Below are 21469 nucleotides of genomic sequence, written 5' to 3'. Positions count from 1 at the left end.
ACGGTGCGACCTAGGCTCGGTAGCGGCAGGCGGAGTCGAACGGGGTGGAGACGATGGCCGGAGCTCACGGGGCGGTTCCCCTCGAACTCGTCGACCGGTGGTGGCGCGCCGCCAACTACCTGAGCGTCGGGCAGATCTACCTGATGCGGAACCCCCTGCTCGACGAGCCGCTCGTGCCGGCTGACATCAAGCCGCGCCTGCTCGGCCACTGGGGCACCTCCCCCGGGCTCAACCTCGTCTACGCCCACCTCAATCGCGCCGTCGTCGAGCGGGGCACCCCGACCCTCTACGTCTGCGGGCCGGGTCACGGCGGCCCGGCAATGGTCGCGAACGCGTGGCTCGACGGCACCTACTCCGAGCTGTTCCCGGACGTGACGGGCGACCGGGCGGGCATGGCGAGGCTGTTCCGGCAGTTCTCGTTCCCCGGCGGCATCCCCTCGCATGCGGCGCCCGAGACGCCCGGCTCGATCAACGAGGGGGGCGAGCTCGGCTACGCCCTCATGCACGCCTACGGGGCGGCGCTCGACAACCCCGGGCTCGTCGTCGCGTGCGTGATCGGCGACGGCGAGGCCGAGACCGGGCCGCTCGCCGCGAGCTGGCGCGGCCACGCCTTCCTCGACCCGACGACCGACGGCGCGGTGCTGCCGATCCTGCACCTCAACGGCTACAAGATCGCGAACCCGACGCTGCTCGCACGCATCCCCGAGGCCGAGCTCGTCGACTTCTTCCGCGGCAACGGCTACGAGCCGCTGCTCGTCACGGGCGGCTTCGACGGCGAGGACCCGATGTCGGTGCACGCGCGCCTGGCCGACGCGATCGACGTCGCGTACGACCGCATCGCCTCGATCCGGGCGGATGCCTCGGCCGGGGCCTTCGCGTCGGCGGCGGCGCGGTGGCCGGCGATCGTGCTGCGCACGCCGAAGGGCTGGACCGGTCCCGGCCTGGTCGACGGCGTGCAGGTCGAGGGCACGTTCCACGCGCACCAGGTGCCGCTCGCGGAGGTGCGCGAGAACCTCGAGCACCTCGCGATGCTCGAGGGCTGGCTGCGTTCGTACCGCCCCGAGGAGCTGTTCGACGAGGCGGGCCGGCCCGTCGCCGAGCTCGACGCGATGCGGCCGCGCGGCGAGCTTCGCATGAGCGCGAGCCCGCACGCGAACGGCGGCATCGTGCGCCCGATCGACCTGCCGCCGACCCGGCCGCGGGCCGTCGATGTGGCGCCGGGCGAGCGCGGCGTCACGGGCGAGGCGACCCGGGTCTTCGGCACCTGGCTCGCCGATGTGCTGCGCGAGAACCCCGGCACGTTCCGGCTGTTCGGCCCCGACGAGGTGCTGTCGAATCGGCTCGGTGCGGTCTTCGAGGTCACCGACCGCGTGTGGGCCGAGGCGCTGCTCCCGCTCGACGAGCACCTCGCCCGGCGCGGCCGGGTCATCGAGGCGCTCAGCGAGCACCTCATGCAGGGCATGCTCGAGGGCTACCTGCTCACCGGCCGGCACGGGCTCATCACGAGCTACGAGGCGTTCATCCACATCGTCGACTCGATGTTCAACCAGCACGCGAAGTGGCTCGAGTCGGCACGCGAGGTGCCGTGGCGGGCCGACGTCGCAAGCCTCACCTACCTGCTCTCGTCGCACGTCTGGCGCCAGGACCACAACGGCTTCTCGCACCAGGACCCCGGGTTCCTGAACGTCGTCGTCAACAAGCAGGCCGAGATCGTGCGGGTCTCGCTGCCGCCCGACGCGAACACGCTGCTCGCGACCATGCGCCATGCGTTCGGCACCCGCAACCGGGTGAACGTCGTCGTCGCCGGCAAGCAGCCGCAGCAGCAGTGGCTCTCGCCCGACGAGGCCGACGCGCACGTGGCCGCCGGGCTCGGGGTGTGGTCGTGGGCGGGCAACGAGCCCGGGTTCGATCCGGCCGACCCCGAGGCGTCCGAACCCGACGTGGTGCTCGCGTGCGCGGGCGACGTGCCGACCGTGGAGGCGATCGCCGCGGCGCAGCTGCTGCGCGAGCGCCTGCCCGAGCTGCGGGTGCGGCTCGTCAACGTGGTCGACCTGATGCGGCTGCAGGACCTGTCGCGGCATCCGCACGGCCTGACCGACGACGAGTTCGACGCGATCTTCACGCGGTCGGCGCCGGTGGTCTTCGCGTTCCACGGGTACCCGTCGCTCATCCACCAGCTCGCGTATCGCCGCACGAACCACGCGAACCTGCACGTGCGCGGCTTCGCCGAGCGCGGCACCACGACGACGCCGTTCGACATGCTGCACCTCAACGACCTCGACCGCTACCGGCTCGCCCTCGACGTCGTGCGCCGAGTGCCCGGGCTCGCGTCCCGGCCCGGCGTCGCGGAGGTCGCCGAGGAGTGGCATGCCGCCCGCGTCGCCGCGCGCGAGTACGCGTACGAGCACGGCGAAGACCCGGGCTGGATCACGGAGTGGCGCTTCGAAGCACGGCCCGACTGACCGGAATGCGCGGCTCGATGTCCGGAACCCGCGGTCGAGTAAGGGATCCTGACTGATAGCCTCGGCGCGTGCCCACCGTCTCCCGCGCCCGCTGGTCGCTCATGGCCCAGTTCGCCCTGTTCGGCTTCATCCAGGTCTCGTGGATGAGCCGCATGCCGTCGATCCGCACGGCGCTCGACATCAGCGCACTGCAGCTCGGCTCGCTGCTCATCATCGGCGGCATCGGCTCGCTCATCGGCGCGCTCACGATCGGGGCGATCGTCGCCCGCTTCGGCAGCCGCAACGTGCTCGTCGCGGGCACCGTCGGCAACGTGGTCGGGTTCGGGCTGGATGCCGCGGGCCTGACCGGCTGGGGGCTCGGATTCTTCGTCGCCGGCATGTTCGTGAACGGGCTCTGCGGCGCCTTCGTCAACGTGCCGATCAACATCAACGCGGCCGCGGTCGAGCAGCGGCTCGGCCGGGCGGTACTGCCCCAGTTCCACGCCGCCTTCTCGATCGGGGCGGCCGGCGGGGCGCTCATCGCCGGGGCCTTCGCGTTCGCCGAGGTGCACGTCGCGACGCAGGTCGTCGTCGTGACGGCGGCGGTGACCGTGCTTCGGGCGCTGCTCATCACGCCGTCGACGGCGTACACCGCTCGCCAGCCCGTCTCGACCGCGACCGGTTCGGTCGACGCCACGGCCACGGGCGCGCGCAACCGGCAGGCGGTGCGCTCGGCGCTCGGCGCCTGGCTCGAGCCGCGCACGCTGCTGCTCGGCGTCGTGCTGCTCGCCGCGTCGCTCGCGGAGGGCGCCGCGACGACGTGGCTCACGCTCGCGGTCGTCGACGGGTTCGCGTCGACCGAGGCGATCGGCGCCGTCGCGTACGGCACGTTCGTCGGGGCGATGACGGTGTTCCGCTTCGTCGGTACCGGGCTCATCGACCGGTTCGGCCGGGTCGCCGTGCTGCGCGCGTCGGGCGTCTCGTCGCTCGTCGGTCTCGCCCTCTTCGTCTTCGGGCCGAACCTCGCGATCGCATGGGTCGGCATCGTGCTGTGGGGCTGCGGCACCGCGCTCGGCAACCCGATCGCGATCTCGGCGGCGTCCGACGACCCGTCGAGGGCGGGGCAACGGGTCTCGGTCGTGACGTCGTTCTCGACGATCTCGTCGCTCGCCGCGCCGCCGCTGCTCGGGCTCCTCGCCGACGAGGTCGGCGCCCGCTACGCGCTGCTCGCCGTCGGTGCGGTGATGATCCTGAGCCTCTCGGTCGCGGGGCAGGTGCGGCGCCGGCCGGCCGAGGTCACGACTGCCGCGACCACGAGCACCGGCTCGACCGCCGCGGTCGACGCCTGAGCCGCGGCTCGCGCACCGGCCCGTCGCGCCCGCACCGGGCGCACTCGGTGCCCGCTCGATCAGGGCGGTGTCGGCCGGCCGCGGCATGATGGGCGGCATGGCGACGACGAAGTTCGACCCCAAGCGCGAGATCGCGAGCTACACCGCGCGGCGCGGCCGATTCGACCTCGTCGAGGTGCCGCCGCTCCGGTACGCGATGGTCGACGGCCGCGGCGACCCGAATACCGCACCCGAGTACGCCGCGGCGGTCGAGGCGCTCTACGCCGTCTCGTACGCGGCGAAGTTCGCCCTGAAGCGCGAACTCGATCGAGACCACGTCGTGGGTCCGCTCGAGGGCCTGTGGGGCGCCGACGACCCGGCGACGTTCGTCAGCCGCGAGAAGTCCGCCTGGTCGTGGACGATGATGATCTGGCAGCCCGACTGGCTCGAGCTCGAGCGGTTCGAGGCCGCGGTCGCCGAGGCCGCCGCGAAGGCGCCCGCCGCCTCGCGGGTGCGGCTCGAGACCCTCGACGAGGGCCTCAGCGTGCAGACCCTGCACATCGGCTCCTACGACGACGAGGGGCCGACGCTCGCGCGACTGCACGACGAGTTCATGCCGGGGCACGGCCTGCGCTTCAACGGGCTGCACCACGAGGTCTACCTCGGAGACCCGCGCCGCACGGCCCCCGAGAAGCTGCGCACGATCCTGCGGCAGCCCGTAGCCCGCGCGACCTGACCACCCGCCCGGGTCGCAGCGCGCGCCACGATCTCGGAGATCCGCAGCCCTTCGGATCCATCCGACGGATGCGTCCGAGGCCGTGACGATCTCCGAGATCGTGGCGCCGCATGGCGGCCCGCTCAGCCCTCCTGCTCGGCACCGAAGCGCTGCCGCGCCTCGACGGGGATGAGCGGGCGCTCGGCACGGGCCTTGATCTGCTGCACCGCCCACGAGTTGCCGTCGGGGTCGGCGAAGCCGAAGAAGGTGCCGCCGTCGCGCTCGTCGAACACCACGATCTCGCTGCACTCGACGCCGCGCCCGACGAGCTCGGCCCGGGCCGCCTCGGCGTCGGCGACGACGAGCTGCAGGCCCTTGAGCGAACCGGGGGCCATCTCGCGCTGGGTCGGCAGGTCGCCGACGACGATCGAGCATCCGGATCCGCGCGGAGTCAGCTGCGCGACATCCATGTGCTCGTTGACGGTGTGGTGGTCGAGCTCGAAGCCGACGCGGTCGCGGTAGAACTCGATCGCGCGATCGATGTCGGCCACCGGAACGATGACCACCTCGAGGGTCCAGTCCATGATGCGCTCCGTTTCGTCGTGTGTCGCCGGTTCGCCGAGCAGGTCAGGCGACGAGCGACTCGAGGCGGGCGTATCCCTCGGTGACGCCGCGCTCCATGCCGCTCGCGACCATGCCGTCGCGGCTCTCGACGGTCGGGTAGACCGAGTGGATGCGGAGCTTCGAGCGCCCGCCGCCGAGGTCCTCGAACGTGAGCGACTCGATCGCGACGACGTCGGGGTACCCCTCGAACTCGAAGGTCTGGATCGCGAGCTCGTTGTCGCGCACCGAGTGGAACGTGCCGTTGAACGCCCAGTCGGCGCCGTCGGTGTCGGTGTGCACGTAGCGGTACCCGCCCTGGGAGACGAAGTCCCAGCGCTCGATGCTCATCTCGTAGCCGTTCGGCCCGAGCCACTGCTTCACGAGCGCCGGGTCGCGGTGCGCTTCGAACACCGCCTCGACGGGGGCGTCGAACTCGCGCTCGATCTCGATGAAGGGCAGCCCCTCGGGGGCGGTGATGGTGACGGGGTTCGTCATTGTCCTGTCTCTTTCGTGTGCGGCGCGGCCGGTCGGCCGCGCTCGGAGATGTCGCCGACCTGGTCGGCTTCGGATGCCGCGACGTCGGTGCCGCGGTCTTCGGCGAGCAGCGCATCCAGTGAACGGAACTGCTGCTCGTGGATCAGCCGGTAGCGGTCGATCCACGCGGTGAGGGCTTCGAGGGCCGCCGGGTCGAGGTGCACGGGGCGACGCTGCGCGTCGCGAGTGCGTGTGACGAGACCCGCGTGCTCGAGCACCTGGATGTGCTTCGAGACGGCCTGCTTGGTGATCTCGAACGGATCGGCGAGCTCGTTGACGGTCGCCGGCCCGCGGCTCAGCCGGGCGATGATGCGCCGGCGCACCGGGTCGGCGAGAGCCATGAACGCGCGATCGAGCCGGTCGTCCGCGCTCGGGTCCACGATCATCACTCCTCCTCAATCTGTTCTTTGATCAACCGTTTGGTTGATTAAGAGTACGACGGTCGCACGTCGGCGTCAAGACCTCGTTCGAGATTCCTCCGGTCACGAGGCATCCCGGCCTGCGACGCCCCGGCGGCGCGGTGCGAACCGGGGCTTGCGGCGTGCGCGACGAGCGAGAATCATCGGCCCTGACCGCACACCTCGACGAAGGGACGCACCATGGCTCGGCTCAACCCGTACCTCAACTTCCAGGACGACGCCCGCGCAGCGCTCGAGTTCTACCACTCGGTGTTCGGCGGCGAGCTCACGATGAGCACGTTCGCCGAGTTCGGGCAGGCCGACGATCCGGGCGACGCCGACAAGATCATGCACGGCCAGCTCGAGGGCGACGGGGGTCTCGTGCTCATGGCCGCCGACACGCCGAGTCACATGCCGCCGGCCGCGACCACGAGCAACATCTCGGTCTCGCTCTCCGGCGGGCCCGAGGACGACGCGACACTGCGCGGCTACTGGGAGAAGCTCTTGGCGTCGGGGTCCGAGATCGTGCCGCTCGAGGTCGCACCGTGGGGCGACGCCTTCGGCATGTGCGTCGACGGCTACGGCGTCACCTGGCTCGTGAACATCGGGGGCGAAGCCCAGGGCTGAGACGCCACCACGACGACGAGGCGTCCGGGCGCTCCGCCCGGGCGCCCTGGTGTTCGGGCGGCCTCGGCGGGCGAGGCCGCCGCGGTCAGCCCGCGACGGGCGCGGCCGCGTGCAGGGCGTCGACGACGGGCGCGAGTTCGGGCTGCGCGGACGCCTCGGCGAGCACTCGCTCGAGCGTCTCGTCGTGGATCGGGCGCGCGCGCTCGTAGAGCGCCCGCCCGGCCGGGGTCAGCTCGGTGTAGATGCCGCGCCGATCGTCGGCGCAGAGGATGCGGGTGAGCAGGGCGCGGTCCTCGAGCCGGTTGACGAGGCGGGTGGTCGCGCTCGGGCTCAGCGCCGTGGCACGGGCGAGCTGCTGCATGCGCATGTGCCAGCCGTCCTGCCGGTTCAGCGCGTCGAGCACCGTGTACTCGACGACCGACAGGTCGACGGCCGAGCCGAGCGCCCGCTCGAGCTCCGATTCGATGAGCCCGTGCAGGGCCGCGAGCGTGCGCCATCCCTGCGCACGCACCTCGACGGCGTCGTCGGCGATGCCCATGGTGCCTCCTTCGAAAAATAGTTGCTTGCGCTTTCTATTTGCGTGTGCAAGCATTTAGGTCGCTCACGCAATAGAACGCGTCTGCAACTAATTGTCTTCCACTGTATCAGGAGGCGGCGCATGCCACTCGGACTCATCGCACTCGCCATCGGCGGTTTCGGCATCGGGCTCACCGAGTTCGTCATCATGGGCCTGCTGCCGGAGGTGGCCGCCGACTTCGGCGTGAGCGAGGCCGCGGCCGGCTGGCTCATCTCCGGGTACGCGCTCGCGGTCGTCGTCGGCGCGCTCGGCCTCACCGCGGCCACCGTCCGCCTCCCGAGGAAACCCGTGCTCATGGGCCTGCTCGTGCTCTTCATCGCAGGCAACGCGATCTCGGCGATGGCCCCGAGCTACGAGCTCATGATGACCGGCCGCATCGTCGCCGCCCTCTGCCACGGCGCGTTCTTCGGCATCGGCTCGGTCGTCGCCGCGAGCCTCGTCGCCCCAGAGAGGGCGGCCGGCGCGATCGCCGTCATGTTCACCGGCCTCACCGCCGCCAACGTGCTCGGCGTGCCGTTCGGCACCTTCATCGGCCAGCAGTTCGGCTGGCGCGCGACCTTCTGGGCCATCTCGGCCATCGGGGTCATCGCCCTCGTCGGCGTCGCGGCCCTCGTACCCGTCGCGCGGGCCACCGGCACGACGACCTCGGCCCCGAGCCTGCGTCGCGAACTCGGCGCCTTCCGATCCGGCCAGGTCTGGCTCTCGCTCACCGTCACCGTGCTCGGCTTCGGCGGCATGTTCGGCGCCTTCACCTACATCGCCTACACGCTCACCGAGGTCAGCGGCTTCGCCGCGGGCACCGTGCCCTGGCTGCTCGTGCTCTTCGGCGCAGGCCTCGTCGTCGGCAACTGGGCCGGCGGCCGGCTCGCCGATCGCTCGATCGACGGCACCCTGCTCGCCTTCATCGCCGCCCTCGTCGTCGTGCTCGCCCTGTTCGCCTGGCTCGCGTTCAGCCCTGCCGCGACGATCGTGCTGCTGGTGCTCATGGGCGCGTTCGGCTTCGGCACCGTGCCCGGGCTGCAGAGCCGCATCATGCGATACGCCGCCGGGGCGCCGACGCTGGCCTCGGGCGCGAACATCGCGGCCTTCAACCTCGGCAACGCGCTCGGCGCATGGGCGGGCGGCGCCACGATCGCGGCCGGCCTCGGCTACACGTCGCCGATCGCGACGGGCGCCGTGATCACCCTCGCGGCGCTCGCCGTGATGACCGTCGCGGCGGTGACCGCGCGACGCGCCGGCGCCGCGTCGGCTTCGAGGCGGGATGCCTCGGCGCCGGCCGGCCCCGCGACCTCTCCGACCCCCGCTGCGGCTCACTGAGCCCCGCCCGACCACCCACCACGGAAAGCGAAACCATGAACCCCACCGTGCCCACGGCCACCCTCAACAACGGCGTGCAGATGCCGCAGCTCGGATTCGGCGTCTACCAGGTGCCCGACGCCGACACGACCGCCGCGGTCGCCGCCGCACTCGAGGCGGGCTACCGCAGCATTGACACCGCGGCGATCTACGGCAACGAGACCGGCGTCGGCCGAGCCCTCGCCGAGTCGGGCCTCGCCCGCGACGAGCTGTTCGTGACGACCAAGGTCTGGAACTCCGACCAGGGCTTCGACCAGACCCTGCGCGCCTTCGACGAGAGCCTCCGCAAGCTCGGGCTCGACCGACTCGACCTCTACCTCGTGCACTGGCCGACGCCCGAACGCGACCGCTACGTCGACACCTGGCGGGCGCTCGAGCGGCTCTACGCCGAGGGTCGCGTGCGTGCGATCGGCGTCTCGAACTTCGAGCCCGCGCATCTCGAGCGGCTGATCGCCGAGACCGACGTCGTGCCCGCCGTCAACCAGGTCGAGCTGCACCCCGCCATGCAGAACCGCGCCACCGTCGCGGCGAACACGCGCCACGGCGTCCTCACCGAGGCGTGGAGCCCGCTCGCGCAGGGCGCCGTGCTCGGTGAGGACGCGGTCACCGGCATCGCCGCCCGCCACGACGTCACCCCGGCGCAGGTCGTGCTGCGCTGGCACCTGCAGCAGGGGCGCATCGTGATCCCGAAGTCGGTCACGCCGTCGCGCATCGCGGCGAACCTCGACGTGTTCGGGTTCGACCTCACCGCCGCCGAGCTCGACGCGATCGACGCGCTCGAGCGCGACGGTCGCACCGGCCCTCACCCGGCGGAGTTCCACGCGGCCTGACCGCCTCCAGAACGACGGATGCCGCGGCGCCGCCCCGCGAGAGGGTCGACGCCGCGGCATCCGAGCGCGGAAGACTCAGTCGAAGAGCTCGGAGAGCCAGCTCTCCTTCTTCTTCTTGCGGTAGTAGCCCTGGTCGCCGTACCCGCGGTCGTCGTAGCCGCGGTTGTCGTAGCCGCGGTTGTCGTAGGGCTGCTGGCCGTAGGCCGGCTGCTGGGGCGGCCGCGGAGCGGCAGGCGCCTGCGGAGCGGCCTGGCCGCCGCCGAACTCGCGGCTGGCGCGCTCGACGATCTTGTCGAGCTCGCCACGGTCGAGCCAGACGCCTCGACACGTCGGGCAGTAGTCGATCTCGATGCCGCTGCGCTCGCTCATCACGAGCACGGTTCCGTCACTGGGGCACTGCATCGGGGCTCCTCCTCGGGGTCGTGCTCCCGAGCGTAGGGATCGAAGCTGGGCATCCGCTCACCGGGCCGTCGGCGGACCGTGGGGCACCCGGAACGCACACGAGCGGATGCCCGGCGCCAGCCTCGCGAGGAGGCGGCTGCCGAGTCATCCGCTCGGTGTCGCGGGCCCGGTTGTCGATGCGACCGGCCGGGCCCGCTGGGAGGCGAGAATCAGCCGATGACGGTGATGTTCTCAGCCTGCAGACCCTTGGGGCCGCGGGCGGTCTCGAACTCGACCTTCTGGTTCTCCTCGAGCGAGCGGTAGCCGCCCGACGCGATCGCGCTGAAGTGCGCGAAGACGTCGGCGCTGCCGTCGTCGGGAGCGATGAAGCCGAAGCCCTTGTCGGCGTTGAACCACTTGACGGTTCCGGTAGCCATATTCTTTTCCTTCTGTAAAGCCGAGCCGCCGGGGCGGCTGCGACGTGCACGACGCGAGGTCGTGCGGGGTTCCGACGGCGACGTCCGCCGCCGGAAGCGTGTGGAGTTCAGACCCGACGGAACTGGTTCACCATCGGGCAGTCGAACGGGTCGCGTGCGGAGAGTCCGACGCGATTGAGGTAGCGGATGACGATGCCGTACGAACGCAGCAGCGTCGTCTCCGTGTAGGGCACGCCGAGCGTGCGGCAGTGCTCGCGGACGATCTCGCGCGCCTTGGCGAGATGCGGTCGGGGCATGTTCGGGAACAGGTGGTGCTCCACCTGGTAGTTGAGTCCGCCGAGCAGGGCGCTGGCCCACAGGCCGCCCGACACGTTGCGCGAGGTGAGCACCTGCTTCGAGAGGAAGTCGAGCTTCGCGTCGGCGGGGATGATCGGCATGCCCTTGTGGTTCGGCGCGAACGATGCGCCCATGTAGACGCCGAACACGGCGAGCTGCACGCCGATGAAGGCGAACGCCATGCCGAGCGGCAGCACCCAGAAGATCGCACCGAGGTAGACGGCGAAGCGCGCCGCGATGAGGCTGAGCTCGATCCAGCGGCCCTTGACGGGGCCGCGGTCGAAGAGCGTGCGGATCGAGCGGAAGTGGAGGTTGAGCCCCTCGAGGGTGAGCAGCGGGAAGAACAGGTAGCCCTGCTTGCGCGTGATGAGCGCCATGAGCCCGCGCTGCTTCTCGGCATCGGCTTCGACGAACGAGATCGTGTCGAAGTCGATGTCGGGGTCCTTGCCGAGCTTGTTCGGGTTCGCGTGGTGACGGGTGTGCTTCGTCATCCACCACGTGTAGCTGATGCCGACGACCCCGGCCGCGAGGATGCGGCCGACGCGGTCGTTGGCCGGGCCGGACTCGAGCACCTGACGGTGCGACGCCTCGTGCGCGAGGAAGGCGAACTGCGTGAAGATCAGGCCGAGCGCGCCGGCCATGAGCAGCTGGAACCAGGAGTCGCCGAGCAGGATGAAACCGGTGATCGCCCCGCCGAGGGCGAGGGTCAGGGTGATGACGAGAGCGAGGTAGAACCACCGCGTGCGGTTCAGGAGGCCGGACTCGCGAACGACCCGGGAGAGGGCGGTGTAACTGCGTGTGATGTCGGCAGTACCGGTGCGGGGCTTCGTCGCCCGGATCGCACCGAGGGATTCGGTGTGAGAGATGGTGTTCCCAGCTTTTCGTCGACTTCCCAGCCGGGGTTCGCGAGTGACTACTCGCTGCAGATGCTTCGACTCTACGGGAAACGCATGGGAACGTGCTGGGAGATTTCCGCGGTGCGGGCCGGGACTGCACCCGGCCGGTGAGTCGGGTCCGGCGGCGGAGACAGCGAACGCCGCCGCAGCCCGAGGCTGCGACGGCGTTCTGGAGCCGGCGCCTAGACGGCGCGGATGTTCTCCGCCTGCAGGCCCTTGGGGCCCTGTGCGACCTCGAACTCGACCCGCTGGCCGTCTTCGAGCGAGCGGTAGCCCGAGCCCGTGATCGCGCTGAAGTGCGCGAAGACGTCGGCCGAGCCGTCGTCGGGGGCGATGAAGCCGAAGCCCTTTTCGGCGTTGAACCACTTGACGGTTCCGGTTGCCATACTGCTGTCCTTCTGTCGTGCGGGCCGCACCTGCGACCCGATGCGATCGACTCTCGATCGCTGCTCGGGCGACGGGTGCCGCCCGGGCGAGGGGCGAGTGGCGGGGTTGCACTCGGGCATCCGCCGGCTCGTATCGGGTCATGCCACGCGGATCGATCCGCCTCCGGGCAATCAGATGGAGGCGCGGGCGTGTGCCCGCATGATGGAGGAATCAGTGATCGCCACCCTATATGCTCGCGCGCGCCCGCACACCCGGTCGCGACCGGATCGTGACATTCGGCGTGATGTCGCGCATCGCCGGCCGATTCGCGTTCTCAGGACACTCTGTGCGGATTCCAGCCCGCTCGCAGGCGATCCGGGGCAGAATCGAGGAATGGATCGCCGCCCCCTCGGTCTCGTCGCCGCCGCGTACGCGGCCGTGGTGCTGTGGGTGACGATCGGTCCGGCGCCGTGGCGCACCGCGAGCCACCAGGTCGACGGCGGCATCCTGAACCCCGACGCGTGGACGGCCTCCGTCACGTGGACGACCGGCTATCTCGCCGAGATCGCCTTCAACGTCGCCCTGTTCATCCCCGTCGGCGCCCTCGCCGCGCTGCTCATCGCGCGACGGCTCTGGCCGCTCGCGATGCTCGCGGGGCTCGGCTTCGCCACGGTCATCGAGCTCATCCAGCTGCCCGAGCCCGACCGCATCTCCGATCCGCGCGACCTCGTGATGAACACCGCCGGCACCGTCGTGGGCGTCGTGCTCGTGCAGACGGCCCGCATGGTGCGTCGCGCGGGTGCCGTCGCGGCGACCGAGGTGCGCTCCCCCGTCGAGGCGATCGACGCCGCGACCGCCGACCTGCCGGCGTTCGCGTACCCGTCGGCGACCGCCCCCGATCCGGCCCGGGCGAACCACGAACCGGCACTCGCCGCCATGGGGAGTTCTGCCGATCGCGCGGCCTAGCGCGCCCACGTACACTCGGCTGGTGACTTCCTCCGCCGTACCCGCGATCGTCGCGATCCGGCGCTCGCTGCGCACCGTGCGGGCGCCTCGCGTGCGGGCGGTCGCGCATGGCTGAGCGGCGCGCGCCGGGCTGGTACGACGACGAGGCGGATGCCTCGGCGCTGCGCTACTGGGACGGGCGGGGCTGGACTCCGCACACCGTGCCGAAGCCGATCGAGTCGACGCCAGTCGAGTCGACGCCAGTCGAGTCGACGCCAGTCGAGAAGCCCGCCGCGCCGCCCGCGCCGCCCCCGCCGCCCGCGGCCATCGCACCGGATACGGCCGGCGCACCGGGCGCGGCCACCGCCCCGGAGCACGAGCACGGCGCCGGAGGCGCAGACCCCGTGCTCGCCGCGCTCGTCGCCGCCTCGGAGGACGACGACGCCCACGTCACGCGCACGATCCGGTTCGTCCCCGAGCACACGACCGTGCCGACGCCGACCGATCGGCCCGCGGCATCCGTGTCGGTCTACGGGCTCGCGCCGGCGCACCCGCGCGACGATCTCTCGGTCGGCCAGGTGGCCCTGCTCGTGCTCGCCTCCCTCGCCGCGGGAACCCTCACCATCGCGATCGCCTCGGCGATCGCGATGATGCTGCTCGGCTGACCGCCGCAGCGCGCGTCGACCCCTTGACAACGGGGCACGCGCTCGCGAGAGTTCGAGCATCGAAGAGGAGGGTCGATGGCCACCTTCGGCATCGAGGAGGAGTTCGTCTTCCTCGACCCGCACACGCTCCGTCCGGTCGACGTTGCCGACGAGGCCTTCGCGCACCTCGCCGCCGAGCCGGCATGGCGCGCCGTCGCGAAGCGCGAGTTCCTCGCCGCGCAGGTGGAGCACGCCTCGGCGGTGTTCGACACGACCGGGCAGGCGACCGCCGCACTCATGGGGTTCCGGCGCGAGCTCGAGGCGGAGGCCCGGCGGTTCGGGGTCGTCGTCGCGAGCGTCGGCACCCCGCCCGACGCGCTGCCGTTCCCGACGATCACCGACACCCCGCGGTACCGGCGGATCGTCGACGACATGCAGGGCGTCATCGCCGACCACCAGATCCAGGGCCTGCACGTGCACGTCGGCGTCACCGACCGCGACCTCGCGGTGCGCGCGCTCAACGCGACGCGTCACTGGCTGCCGCTCCTCGCTTCGCTCACCGGGAACTCGCCGATCTGGCGCGGCCACGACACCGGGTACGAGAGCTGGCGCAACGTCGGGATCCGGCGTTGGACGACGACGGGCACCCCGCCCGAGTTCATCGACGCGGTCGACTACGACCGCCGGCTCGAGCGGCTGATCGGCGTCGGCGGCACCGAGGACCGCGCGGTCGTCATGTGGACCGCCCGGCTGTCGTCGCACGTGCCGACCGTCGAGGTGCGGGTCGCCGACGCCCAGCTCGAGGTCGGCGAGTCGGTGCTCGTCGCCGCGCTCTGCCGCGCCCTCGTCGAGAGCATCACCGACCCGGTCGGCGGGCCCGGCGCGGCGAGCGCCGTGCTGCCCGATGAGTCCGCAGCGGCCGGGCCCGAGCTCCTGAGCGCGGCGCTCCTGCACGCGGCGCACCGCGGCCTGTCGAGCACCGTGTTCGACCCCGTGCTCGCCGAGCTGCGGCCGGCCACCGAGGTCGTCGGGCACGCGCTCGAACTGCTGGCGCCCGCGCTCGAGCGGAGCGGCGACGCGGAGTTCGTCCGACTCGGGCTCGGTCGGCTGCTCGACCACGGGACGGGGGCCGCCCGGCAGCGGGCTGCGTTCGCCGCGTCGGGGATGGCCGGACTGCGCGAGCTCTACCAGGCGACGTTCACCGCAGAGGGTTGACGGGCCGCGCTCCGGCACGAGGCATCCGCGGGTTCGACAGGGCCGGCCGACCGACGGTGGCGTGCGGGCCTGTCTGCCCGCTCGTCCTGTCGGAGGGGGCGCAAGGGCCGGCGATCGCGAACCGGTCGCAGCCGCCGGTCAGGCCGGCCGACGCCGCGGCGGCACCCGGTGCCGGGCGGTGACCTCGAAGGTGCGTTGGAGGGGCTCGGCGACCGCGTCGCCCCGACGCTGGGCGACCCGCACGAACAGGAAGTCGACGACCGCTAGCTGCGCGATGCGGCTCGACATCGCGCCCATGCGGTAGCTCGACTCGCGCGCGTGCGTCGTGAGCACGAAGTCGGCCGCCTCGGCGACGGGCGACTCGGGCGAGTTCGTGATGGCGACCGTCGTGGCGCCGGCCTCGCGGGCGACCTCGAGCGCGTGGTTCGTCTCGGCCGTGAGGCCCGAGTGCGAGATGCCGATCGCGACGTCACCGGGGCGGCGCAGCGCCGCCGAGACGAGTGCGAGGTGCACGTCGACCGAGCAGAACGCCGACATGCCGATGCGGGCGAGCTTCTGCTGCAGGTCCTGCGCGGTGAGGCCGCTCGAGCCGAAGCCGTAGAGGTCGACGTGCGCGCCTGCGACGATCGCGTCGACGACCGCGTCGAGCACGGTCGTGTCGAGCCCCTCGACGGTCTGCTCGATCGCGAGCACCTCGTGGAATGCGATCTTCGCGACGACGTCGGCGGCCGAGTCATCGGGGTCGATGTCGACGTTCGCGAGGCCGAAGCGGTCGCGCTCGGCCGCCTCGCGGCTGACCGCGCTCGCGACCTCCATGCGGAACTCGCGGTACCCCGAGTATCCGAGCGTCTGGCAGAACCTCGCGACGGTCGACAGCGACGTGCCGCATACCCCCGCGAGCTCGGTGATCGTGAGATCGACGACGAGGGTCGGGTCGGCGATGATCGCCTCGGCGACGCGCGCCTCGGAGGAGCTCAGGCGCGGCAGCGCCTCGCGTACGGAGGAGAGCACGTTCGCCGACATCGCCGTTCCGGTTCCTTACGTTCTGCGGTGCACCGCTGCGCACCGTCGTGACCACTCTGCCCTGCTGCCGCGCGCTTCACTCCGGCGACGCGCGCACGCTCGACAGCGCATCGCGCAGCACTCCATCTTCGGCGGCGAGCCGCGCGAGCGCGACCTCCGGGGCGGCCCCAGTCATGGTGACGAGGATCGCCGCCTTGACGTGACCGTCGACGGAGGCGAGCGCCGCGGCCGCGCGGGCGGCGTCGACGCCCGTCGCCTGCATCACGATGCGCTCCGCGCGGGCGCGGAGCTTCGCGTTCGTCGCCTGCACGTCGACCATGAGGTTGCCGTGCACCTTGCCGAGCCGCACCATCGCGATCGTCGAGATCGCGTTGAGCACGAGCTTCTGCGCAGTGCCGCCCTTGAGCCGGGTGGATCCGGCGACGATCTCGGGCCCGACGACCGTCTCGATCGCGAGGTCGGCGGCCGCACCGATCACCGACCCGCGATTGCACGCGAAGCCGACCGTGAGGGCGCCGACGCGCTTCGCGTACTCGATGCCGCCGACCACGTACGGCGTGCGGCCCGAGGCCGAGATGCCGACCAGCGCGTCGTCGGGCCGGAGGCCGATCGCCTCGAGGTCGGCGGCGCCGCGGGCGGCCTCGTCCTCCGCGTCCTCGACCGCCGACCGCAGCGCCACGTCGCCGCCCGCGATGAGGCCGACGACGAGAGCCGGATCGGTGCCGAACGTCGGCGGGATCTCGCTCGCGTCGAGCACGCCCATGCGCCCGGCCGTGCCGGCGCCCGCGTAGACGAGCCGGCCGCCGCCTCGGAGGCGCGCCACGATCGCGTCGATCGCCGCCGCGATCTGCGGGGTCGCCTCGGCCACGGCGGCGACGGCCTGGGCGCTCTCCTCGTGCATGGCCGCGAGCTGCGACTCGGTCGAGAGCAGGTCGAACCCGGCGTGGGCCTCGTTCACCTGCTCGGTCGAGAGTTCGCCGAGCAGCTCGCGCAACGCGCGATGCTCGGCCGACTGCGGTGCCTGACCGCTCATTGCGTGACTCCCCCGGTGATGCGGTGTTCGGTGGTTCGGTGTTCGGTGGTGCGGTGTTCGGTGATACGGGTCTCGGTCGCCCGGGTTCCGACGGCCGGCGCGACGGTCACGGATGCCGCGGCGGCGAGCCGCTCGGGCAGGGCGAATGCCGCGCGGCCGGGCGAGAGGCGGCCGAGCACGCGGGCTCGCTCGGGGCCGGTCGACAGCTCGATCGGCACCCCGTGCAGGCTGCAGAAGCCGAGGAGCGCGAACATGAGCGACTCCTTGAACGCGGGATCGACGCCGCGCGCAGCGCTCGACTCGACGGCGATGCCGCGTTCGTTCGCGAGCGCGGCGATGCGCGCGAGCAGCACGGGGTTGAGTGCGCCGCCGCCCGAGCAGATGAGCGTCGCCGGCGGGTCCGGCGCACCGGCGGGCGCGATCGCGTCGACGACGGTGCGAGCGGTGAGCTCGGTGAGCGTGGCGACGAGGTCGTCGACGGCGGGGTCGCCGGCGCCGCCGACGGCCTCGACCGCAGCGTCGACCACGGCGAGGTCGAAGGTCTCGCGCCCGGTGGACTTGGGCGCGGGCGCCGCGAAGTACGGGTGCCGCAGCAGTTCGGCGAGCAGCGGCTCGTGCACGCGACCCGCGGCCGCGCGAACTCCGTCGACGTCGTAGCCCTCGGCACCGCCGGTCTCGCGGTCGACGACGGCGTCGATGAGGCCGTTGCCCGGTCCGCTGTCGAACGCGATCACGCGGCCGTCGGCGCCGACGAGCTGCACGTTCGCGATGCCGCCCAGGTTGACCGTCGCGATCGTCCGGCCTGTGGTGCGCGCCTCGGCGCCGAGCCACAGCCGGTCGAAGAACGCCATGAGCGGCGCCCCCTCGCCGCCCGCCGCGATGTCGGCCATGCGCACGTCGGAGAGCACGGGCGCGCCCGTGAGCTCGGCGATCCACGAGGGTTCGCCGAGCTGCAGGGTGCCACGGGCGTGCCCGTGCTCGACCTGGTGATGCACGGTCTGGCCGTGCGAGACGATGAGGTCGGGCGTCGCGCCCGACTCGCGGATGCCTCGGGCCGCCGCCGCCGCGAAGGCCCGGCCGAGGTCGTTCGTGAGCCGGGTCCAGGCGCCCGCATCCCGCGCTGCGCCGGCGGTGACGGCGAGGATCTCGGTGCGGAGCGCCGGCTCCCACGCGACGGTCTCGGCGTGGAGCGGGGTCATCGCGAGGCCGGGCGGTCGAGGAGGGAACGCAGCGGCCCGTTCGGGCCCGAGCACGTCGGAACCGTGGTCTCGAGAAGCTCCTTCGTCGCTCGACCCACCGGCAACCGCGATGTCGACGACGGCCACGTCGATGCCGTCGGCCGAGGTGCCCGACTGCAGCGAGAGCACGATCACGCGCGGACCCCCGACTCGAGCAGCTCGCTCGCGACCTCCGCCGCGAGCAGGCTGGCGGCCCGCGTGTGCAGGGTCGGCAGCGGCAACGGCTCGCCGGGCAGGCCGACGTCGACCACGACCGCGTCGGGACGCACGGCGGCGACGGCCGACACCCGGTCGCGCTGCGCCCGGTCGGCGCCGATCCGGTCGACGAGCACCACGAGCGCCCCCCGCTCGGGCACCGGCGCGTCGGCGCGAAGCACCTCGCCGCCCGCGGCGAGCGTGCGCTCGACGTAGTCGCGGTCGCTCGCGACGGCGAGGGTCGATCGCCCGCGCAGGTCGAGCACGGTGCGGGCACCGGGCAGCGCCGGCACGGCACCGTCGATCGTGATCGCCTCCCGCGCGACGCGGCGCGCGCCCCGAGGCATCCACCCGTCGTCGGCGGCGACCGAGGCGGCGGCGACCGCCGCGCGCTCGGCGACCGCATCGGCGAGCCGGCCCACCCGCCGGGCCGCACGCTCGACCGTCGCGAACGGCAGGGTGCCGTCGTCGATCGCGGCGAAGATCGCGTGCTGCACCTCGCGGAAGTCGCGTTCGTCCTGGTCGGGCGCGGCGGCCGCGCCGAGGTTCGCGGGGTTCGAGATGCACAGCAGGTCGGCCCCCGCGAGCAGTGCGTGCACGGCGCCAGGGCCGGCACCGACCGACTCGCGCACCGCGGCCATGTCGAGCGCGTCGGTGACGATGACGCCGTCGAAGCCGAGCTCGCGCAGGCGGCCGAGCGCGACGGGGTTGAGCGTCGACGGCCGGTCGCCCCACTCGGGCACGACGATGTGCGCCGTCATGACGGCCTCGACGCCCGCGCCGATCGCCGCACGGAACGGCGGCAGGTGCCTGCGCTCGAGCTCGTCGAGTCCGATCGTGAGCTCGGGCATCGCGTGGTGCGAGTCGAGGTGGGTGTCGCCGTGCCCGGGGAAGTGCTTCACGCAAGCGGCGGCTCCGGCCGAGCGGATGCCCCGGAGCGACGCCACCACGTGACGCGAGACGCGCTCGGGGTCGGCGCCGAAGGAGCGCACCCCGATCACCGGGTTGCGCGGGTCGGTGTTGACGTCGGCGACGGGGCCGAGCACGACGTTCGCACCGACCGCGAGCGACCGACGGGCGAGCTCGCGGCCGACCGCCTCGGTCGCGTCGAGGTCGTCGACGAAGCCGAGCTGCGCGGCGCCCGGCAGGTTCGACCCGGTGTGCGCCTCCGCCCGCGTGACGTTGCCGCCCTCCTCGTCGATGCCGATGAGGAGGGGGCGGGCCCCCGCATCGGTGGTCGAGCGGCGCAGCACATCGAGATCGTCGGCGGAGGTGTCGATGCGCTCGCCGGCACTCGCTGCTCGCCCACCCGCGGGAGCGAGGTTCTGCGCGAACAGCACGACGCCGGCGAGGCCCGCGTCGAGTTCGCGGCGAAGCCAATCCGGAGTGCTCCGGCCGAGGAAGCCGGGCCAGAGCACTCCGCCCACCGTAGCCCTGATGGTGGGATCGTCCGCGGCGGTCACCCCTTCACCGCGCCGGCCACGAGGCCGCTCGACAAGCGACGCTGGACGATGACGAAGAAGACCATCACCGGGATCGTGATGATCGTGGAGGCGGCCATGATGTAGCCCCACTCGTTCGAGTGCTCTCCGAAGAACTGCTTGAGCCCGATCGCGACCGTGTAGTTCTCGGTCGCCCCTCCGAGCAGGGTCATGGCGAAGATGAACTCGTTCCACGCCGTGATGAACGAGAACACGCTCGTCGCGACGAGGCCGGGCATGACGAGCGGCAGCAGCACCGAGCGGAACATGCGGCCCCAGCTCGCGCCGTCGATGTACGCGGCCTCCTCGAGCTCGACGGGCACGGCCGCGACGAAGCCGCGGAGCATCCAGATGCCGAACGGCAGCGAGAGCGCGACGTACACGACCATGAGGCCGAGCAACGTGTTGAGCAGCTGCAGGTCGCGCACCTGCACGAACAGCGGGATCACGAGCGCCTCGAGCGGCACCATCTGCACGACGAGGATCATGAGCAGCATCGTCGTGCGGAACGTGAACCGGAACCGGGCCACCGCGACCGAGGCGAGCAGCGCCAGCAGCGCGCTCGCGAGCACGGTGACGAGCGCGACGATCGCCGAGTTGCGCAGGAACACGTCGAACCCGCCCTCGGTGAGCACGTATTCGAAGTTCGACAGCGACCACTCGCGCGGCAGCAGCTGCTGCCCGCCGGCGCCGGCCTTCGCGTCGAAGGCGCTCGAGAGCATCCAGAACGCGGGGAAGAGGGTGAAGGCGAGCAGCACGACGACGAGCACGGCCTTGCCGGCGGCGACGCGCGTCTTGCGGGCGGTGCGGCGGCTGCGCCGCAGACCCGCCACGGTCGGCCCGGATGCCTCGGTGCTGCGCCGGCTCGAGGCATCCACCCGGTTCGTGGTGTCGGTGCTCACAGCTCCTCCTCCTTGAGCATGGTGCGCACGTACACGACCGTGATCGCGAGCAGTACGAGGGTGAGCAGCACGGCGATCGCCGAGCCGAAGCCGTAGCGGTTCTGGCCGAACGACTCGACGTACGACCAGACGCCGAGGTTGAGCGCCTCGCGGTTCGAGCCCGAACCGCCTGGCATGAGGTAGACCTGCGCGAAGACCTTGAAGTCCCAGATCGTCGACAGGATGATGACGACCGCGAACACCTGCTTGAGGTTCGGCACGATGATGCGCCAGAAGCGGCGCCAGGCGCCCGCGCCGTCCATCTCGGCGGCCTCGAGCATCTCCTTCGGCACGCCGAGGAGGCCCGCGAGGATCGTGATCGCCACGAACGGGAAGCCGTGGTGGATGACGTTCAGCAGCACGATGGCGTAGAACGTGTAGCGGTTCGTGAACCAGTTGACCGGCTCGTCGATCAGGCCGAGCGCCTCGAGCGTCTCGTTGAAGATGCCCCGGTCGGCGTCGAAGATCCAGATCCAGACGTAGGTGCCGGTGACCGCGGGCATCGCCCAGGCGATCATGATGGCGCTGCCGACGACGGTGCGCCAGAAGAGGCCGAGGCTCGCCATGAGCACGGCGACCGCGGTGCCGAGGGCGACCGTGCCGGCGACGGCGAGCACCGCGAAGCCGACCGTGTTCGGCAGCACGACGGTGTAGAGCTCGGGGCTCGTGAAGATCTCGCCGTAGTTGGCGATGCCGATCCAGTTCGGCTCGCCGGAGACGATCTCGCGCAGGCCGTAGTCCTGCAGCGAGAAGAGGAACACCCGCACGAGCGGCCACAGCATGAGCACGGCGAGCACCGCGAGGGCGGGCGCGAGCAGCAGCCAGGGGCGGCTCCGGGTCAGGAGGCTCTTGCGGGCGGGCCCGCCGGCCGCGCGGGGAGCCGGGGCTCCCTGCACGGCCGACGGGACCTGGAGGGTGTTCGACACGTG

At 72.0% G+C, this 21469-nt stretch carries 23 protein-coding genes; 9 read left to right on the top strand and 14 right to left on the bottom strand.

All coding sequences use genetic code 11. The features are described from left to right. Positions 1 to 53: 53 nt before the first annotated feature. From PX701_RS02345 to PX701_RS02335, 3 genes are all read left to right on the top strand, one after another. Complete coding sequence (locus PX701_RS02345; protein ID WP_275505369.1) at positions 54 to 2462, top strand: phosphoketolase family protein; 2409 nt, start codon at positions 54 to 56, stop codon at positions 2460 to 2462. A 68-nt stretch (positions 2463 to 2530) separates the two neighbouring features. Then, positions 2531 to 3790: an MFS transporter gene (locus tag PX701_RS02340; protein WP_275505368.1), complete on the top strand. Its 1260-nt coding sequence runs from the start codon at positions 2531 to 2533 to the stop codon at positions 3788 to 3790. 97 nt (positions 3791 to 3887) lie between these two features. After that, the gene (locus PX701_RS02335; RefSeq protein WP_231429952.1) at positions 3888 to 4505 is read left to right on the top strand and encodes a GyrI-like domain-containing protein; all 618 of its coding nucleotides are present in this window, start codon (positions 3888 to 3890) and stop codon (positions 4503 to 4505) included. A 122-nt stretch (positions 4506 to 4627) separates the two neighbouring features. On the opposite strand, the gene PX701_RS02330 is transcribed toward PX701_RS02335, so the two are convergent. Genes PX701_RS02330 through PX701_RS02320 form a run of 3 tightly spaced genes read right to left on the bottom strand, consistent with a single transcriptional unit; the run spans position 4628 to position 6007 of the window. Further along, positions 4628 to 5068 (bottom strand): VOC family protein, encoded by a 441-nt coding sequence (locus PX701_RS02330; RefSeq protein WP_275505367.1) that lies wholly within the window; start codon positions 5066 to 5068, stop codon positions 4628 to 4630. Positions 5069 to 5111: 43 nt separating this feature from the next. Then, a complete protein-coding gene (locus tag PX701_RS02325) occupies positions 5112 to 5582 on the bottom strand; it encodes an SRPBCC family protein (protein ID WP_231429950.1) in 471 nt (156 codons plus the stop codon). Next, positions 5579 to 6007 (bottom strand): ArsR/SmtB family transcription factor, encoded by a 429-nt coding sequence (locus PX701_RS02320; protein ID WP_231429949.1) that lies wholly within the window; start codon positions 6005 to 6007, stop codon positions 5579 to 5581. Before PX701_RS02320 ends, PX701_RS02325 begins: the two co-directional genes overlap by 4 nt. A 213-nt stretch (positions 6008 to 6220) precedes the next feature. Between PX701_RS02320 and PX701_RS02315 the strand changes: the two genes are divergently transcribed. Continuing rightward, positions 6221 to 6646, top strand: a complete 426-nt coding sequence (locus PX701_RS02315) for a VOC family protein (RefSeq protein WP_275505366.1) — start codon at positions 6221 to 6223, stop codon at positions 6644 to 6646. Between the two features lie 85 nt (positions 6647 to 6731). On the opposite strand, the gene PX701_RS02310 is transcribed toward PX701_RS02315, so the two are convergent. After that, positions 6732 to 7184 (bottom strand): MarR family winged helix-turn-helix transcriptional regulator, encoded by a 453-nt coding sequence (locus tag PX701_RS02310; RefSeq protein WP_275505365.1) that lies wholly within the window; start codon positions 7182 to 7184, stop codon positions 6732 to 6734. Positions 7185 to 7304: 120 nt separating this feature from the next. Between PX701_RS02310 and PX701_RS02305 the strand changes: the two genes are divergently transcribed. Next, on the top strand, positions 7305 to 8540 hold the full coding sequence (locus PX701_RS02305; RefSeq protein WP_231429946.1) for an MFS transporter: 1236 nt from the start codon (positions 7305 to 7307) through the stop codon (positions 8538 to 8540). A 35-nt stretch (positions 8541 to 8575) separates the two neighbouring features. Beyond that, positions 8576 to 9409 carry an aldo/keto reductase gene (locus PX701_RS02300; protein WP_275505364.1) on the top strand — a complete coding sequence of 278 codons (834 nt, stop codon included), beginning with the start codon at positions 8576 to 8578 and terminating at the stop codon, positions 9407 to 9409. Between the two features lie 75 nt (positions 9410 to 9484). Here the strand turns inward: PX701_RS02300 and PX701_RS02295 are convergent, their stop codons facing one another. From PX701_RS02295 to PX701_RS02280, 4 genes are all read right to left on the bottom strand, one after another. Continuing rightward, positions 9485 to 9811, bottom strand: coding sequence for a TFIIB-type zinc ribbon-containing protein (locus PX701_RS02295; RefSeq protein ID WP_231429944.1), 327 nt, complete (start codon positions 9809 to 9811; stop codon positions 9485 to 9487). Between the two features lie 209 nt (positions 9812 to 10020). Then, entirely contained in the window at positions 10021 to 10227 is a 207-nt protein-coding gene (locus PX701_RS02290; RefSeq protein WP_159602901.1) for a cold-shock protein, read from the bottom strand. Between the two features lie 107 nt (positions 10228 to 10334). Then, positions 10335 to 11429 carry a fatty acid desaturase family protein gene (locus PX701_RS02285; RefSeq protein ID WP_374201160.1) on the bottom strand — a complete coding sequence of 365 codons (1095 nt, stop codon included), beginning with the start codon at positions 11427 to 11429 and terminating at the stop codon, positions 10335 to 10337. A 212-nt stretch (positions 11430 to 11641) separates the two neighbouring features. Continuing rightward, entirely contained in the window at positions 11642 to 11845 is a 204-nt protein-coding gene (locus PX701_RS02280) for a cold-shock protein (RefSeq protein WP_231429943.1), read from the bottom strand. A 373-nt stretch (positions 11846 to 12218) separates the two neighbouring features. Between PX701_RS02280 and PX701_RS02275 the strand changes: the two genes are divergently transcribed. The 3 genes from PX701_RS02275 to PX701_RS02265 all read left to right on the top strand — a co-directional run bounded on the left by PX701_RS02275 (position 12219) and on the right by PX701_RS02265 (position 14629). After that, positions 12219 to 12791: a VanZ family protein gene (locus PX701_RS02275; RefSeq protein ID WP_231429942.1), complete on the top strand. Its 573-nt coding sequence runs from the start codon at positions 12219 to 12221 to the stop codon at positions 12789 to 12791. A 107-nt stretch (positions 12792 to 12898) separates the two neighbouring features. Beyond that, complete coding sequence (locus tag PX701_RS02270; protein WP_275505363.1) at positions 12899 to 13435, top strand: DUF2510 domain-containing protein; 537 nt, start codon at positions 12899 to 12901, stop codon at positions 13433 to 13435. Between the two features lie 75 nt (positions 13436 to 13510). Continuing rightward, positions 13511 to 14629 carry a carboxylate-amine ligase gene (locus tag PX701_RS02265; protein WP_275505362.1) on the top strand — a complete coding sequence of 373 codons (1119 nt, stop codon included), beginning with the start codon at positions 13511 to 13513 and terminating at the stop codon, positions 14627 to 14629. Positions 14630 to 14767: 138 nt separating this feature from the next. On the opposite strand, the gene PX701_RS02260 is transcribed toward PX701_RS02265, so the two are convergent. The 6 genes from PX701_RS02260 to PX701_RS02235 form a co-directional block, all read right to left on the bottom strand. Further along, positions 14768 to 15652, bottom strand: coding sequence for a MurR/RpiR family transcriptional regulator (locus PX701_RS02260; RefSeq protein WP_231429939.1), 885 nt, complete (start codon positions 15650 to 15652; stop codon positions 14768 to 14770). A gap of 76 nt (positions 15653 to 15728) precedes the next feature. Then, entirely contained in the window at positions 15729 to 16685 is a 957-nt protein-coding gene (gene murQ / locus PX701_RS02255; RefSeq protein ID WP_275505361.1) for an N-acetylmuramic acid 6-phosphate etherase, read from the bottom strand. Further along, positions 16682 to 18058, bottom strand: a complete 1377-nt coding sequence (locus tag PX701_RS02250; protein ID WP_275505360.1) for an anhydro-N-acetylmuramic acid kinase — start codon at positions 18056 to 18058, stop codon at positions 16682 to 16684. Before PX701_RS02250 ends, murQ begins: the two co-directional genes overlap by 4 nt. Then, positions 18055 to 19536 carry a glycoside hydrolase family 3 protein gene (locus tag PX701_RS02245; RefSeq protein ID WP_275505359.1) on the bottom strand — a complete coding sequence of 494 codons (1482 nt, stop codon included), beginning with the start codon at positions 19534 to 19536 and terminating at the stop codon, positions 18055 to 18057. Before PX701_RS02245 ends, PX701_RS02250 begins: the two co-directional genes overlap by 4 nt. A 41-nt stretch (positions 19537 to 19577) precedes the next feature. Continuing rightward, complete coding sequence (locus PX701_RS02240; RefSeq protein ID WP_275505580.1) at positions 19578 to 20369, bottom strand: carbohydrate ABC transporter permease; 792 nt, start codon at positions 20367 to 20369, stop codon at positions 19578 to 19580. Between the two features lie 128 nt (positions 20370 to 20497). After that, the gene (locus tag PX701_RS02235; RefSeq protein WP_231429935.1) at positions 20498 to 21466 is read right to left on the bottom strand and encodes a carbohydrate ABC transporter permease; all 969 of its coding nucleotides are present in this window, start codon (positions 21464 to 21466) and stop codon (positions 20498 to 20500) included. Positions 21467 to 21469 lie beyond the last annotated feature (3 nt).

The sequence above is a fragment of the Agromyces chromiiresistens genome (genome assembly GCF_029167465.1).
Taxonomy (GTDB): domain Bacteria; phylum Actinomycetota; class Actinomycetes; order Actinomycetales; family Microbacteriaceae; genus Agromyces; species Agromyces chromiiresistens.
The sequence above is the reverse complement of the archived record's forward strand: the minus strand, read 5'-3'. Positions and strand labels throughout refer to the sequence as shown.

Bases quoted from the DNA above. Each gene is read 5' to 3' on its own strand.
- PX701_RS02345 (WP_275505369.1), top strand. From the start codon at position 54: ATGGCCGGAGCTCACGGGGCGGTTCCCCTCGAACTCGTCGACCGGTGG.
- PX701_RS02335 (WP_231429952.1), top strand. From the start codon at position 3,888: ATGGCGACGACGAAGTTCGACCCCAAGCGCGAGATCGCGAGCTACACC.
- PX701_RS02330 (WP_275505367.1), bottom strand. From the start codon at position 5,068: ATGGACTGGACCCTCGAGGTGGTCATCGTTCCGGTGGCCGACATCGAT.
- PX701_RS02325 (WP_231429950.1), bottom strand. From the start codon at position 5,582: ATGACGAACCCCGTCACCATCACCGCCCCCGAGGGGCTGCCCTTCATC.
- PX701_RS02320 (WP_231429949.1), bottom strand. From the start codon at position 6,007: ATGATCGTGGACCCGAGCGCGGACGACCGGCTCGATCGCGCGTTCATG.
- PX701_RS02315 (WP_275505366.1), top strand. From the start codon at position 6,221: ATGGCTCGGCTCAACCCGTACCTCAACTTCCAGGACGACGCCCGCGCA.
- PX701_RS02310 (WP_275505365.1), bottom strand. From the start codon at position 7,184: ATGGGCATCGCCGACGACGCCGTCGAGGTGCGTGCGCAGGGATGGCGC.
- PX701_RS02305 (WP_231429946.1), top strand. From the start codon at position 7,305: ATGCCACTCGGACTCATCGCACTCGCCATCGGCGGTTTCGGCATCGGG.
- PX701_RS02300 (WP_275505364.1), top strand. From the start codon at position 8,576: ATGAACCCCACCGTGCCCACGGCCACCCTCAACAACGGCGTGCAGATG.
- PX701_RS02295 (WP_231429944.1), bottom strand. From the start codon at position 9,811: ATGCAGTGCCCCAGTGACGGAACCGTGCTCGTGATGAGCGAGCGCAGC.
- PX701_RS02290 (WP_159602901.1), bottom strand. From the start codon at position 10,227: ATGGCTACCGGAACCGTCAAGTGGTTCAACGCCGACAAGGGCTTCGGC.
- PX701_RS02280 (WP_231429943.1), bottom strand. From the start codon at position 11,845: ATGGCAACCGGAACCGTCAAGTGGTTCAACGCCGAAAAGGGCTTCGGC.
- PX701_RS02275 (WP_231429942.1), top strand. From the start codon at position 12,219: ATGGATCGCCGCCCCCTCGGTCTCGTCGCCGCCGCGTACGCGGCCGTG.
- PX701_RS02270 (WP_275505363.1), top strand. From the start codon at position 12,899: ATGGCTGAGCGGCGCGCGCCGGGCTGGTACGACGACGAGGCGGATGCC.
- PX701_RS02265 (WP_275505362.1), top strand. From the start codon at position 13,511: ATGGCCACCTTCGGCATCGAGGAGGAGTTCGTCTTCCTCGACCCGCAC.
- PX701_RS02260 (WP_231429939.1), bottom strand. From the start codon at position 15,652: ATGTCGGCGAACGTGCTCTCCTCCGTACGCGAGGCGCTGCCGCGCCTG.
- murQ (WP_275505361.1), bottom strand. From the start codon at position 16,685: ATGAGCGGTCAGGCACCGCAGTCGGCCGAGCATCGCGCGTTGCGCGAG.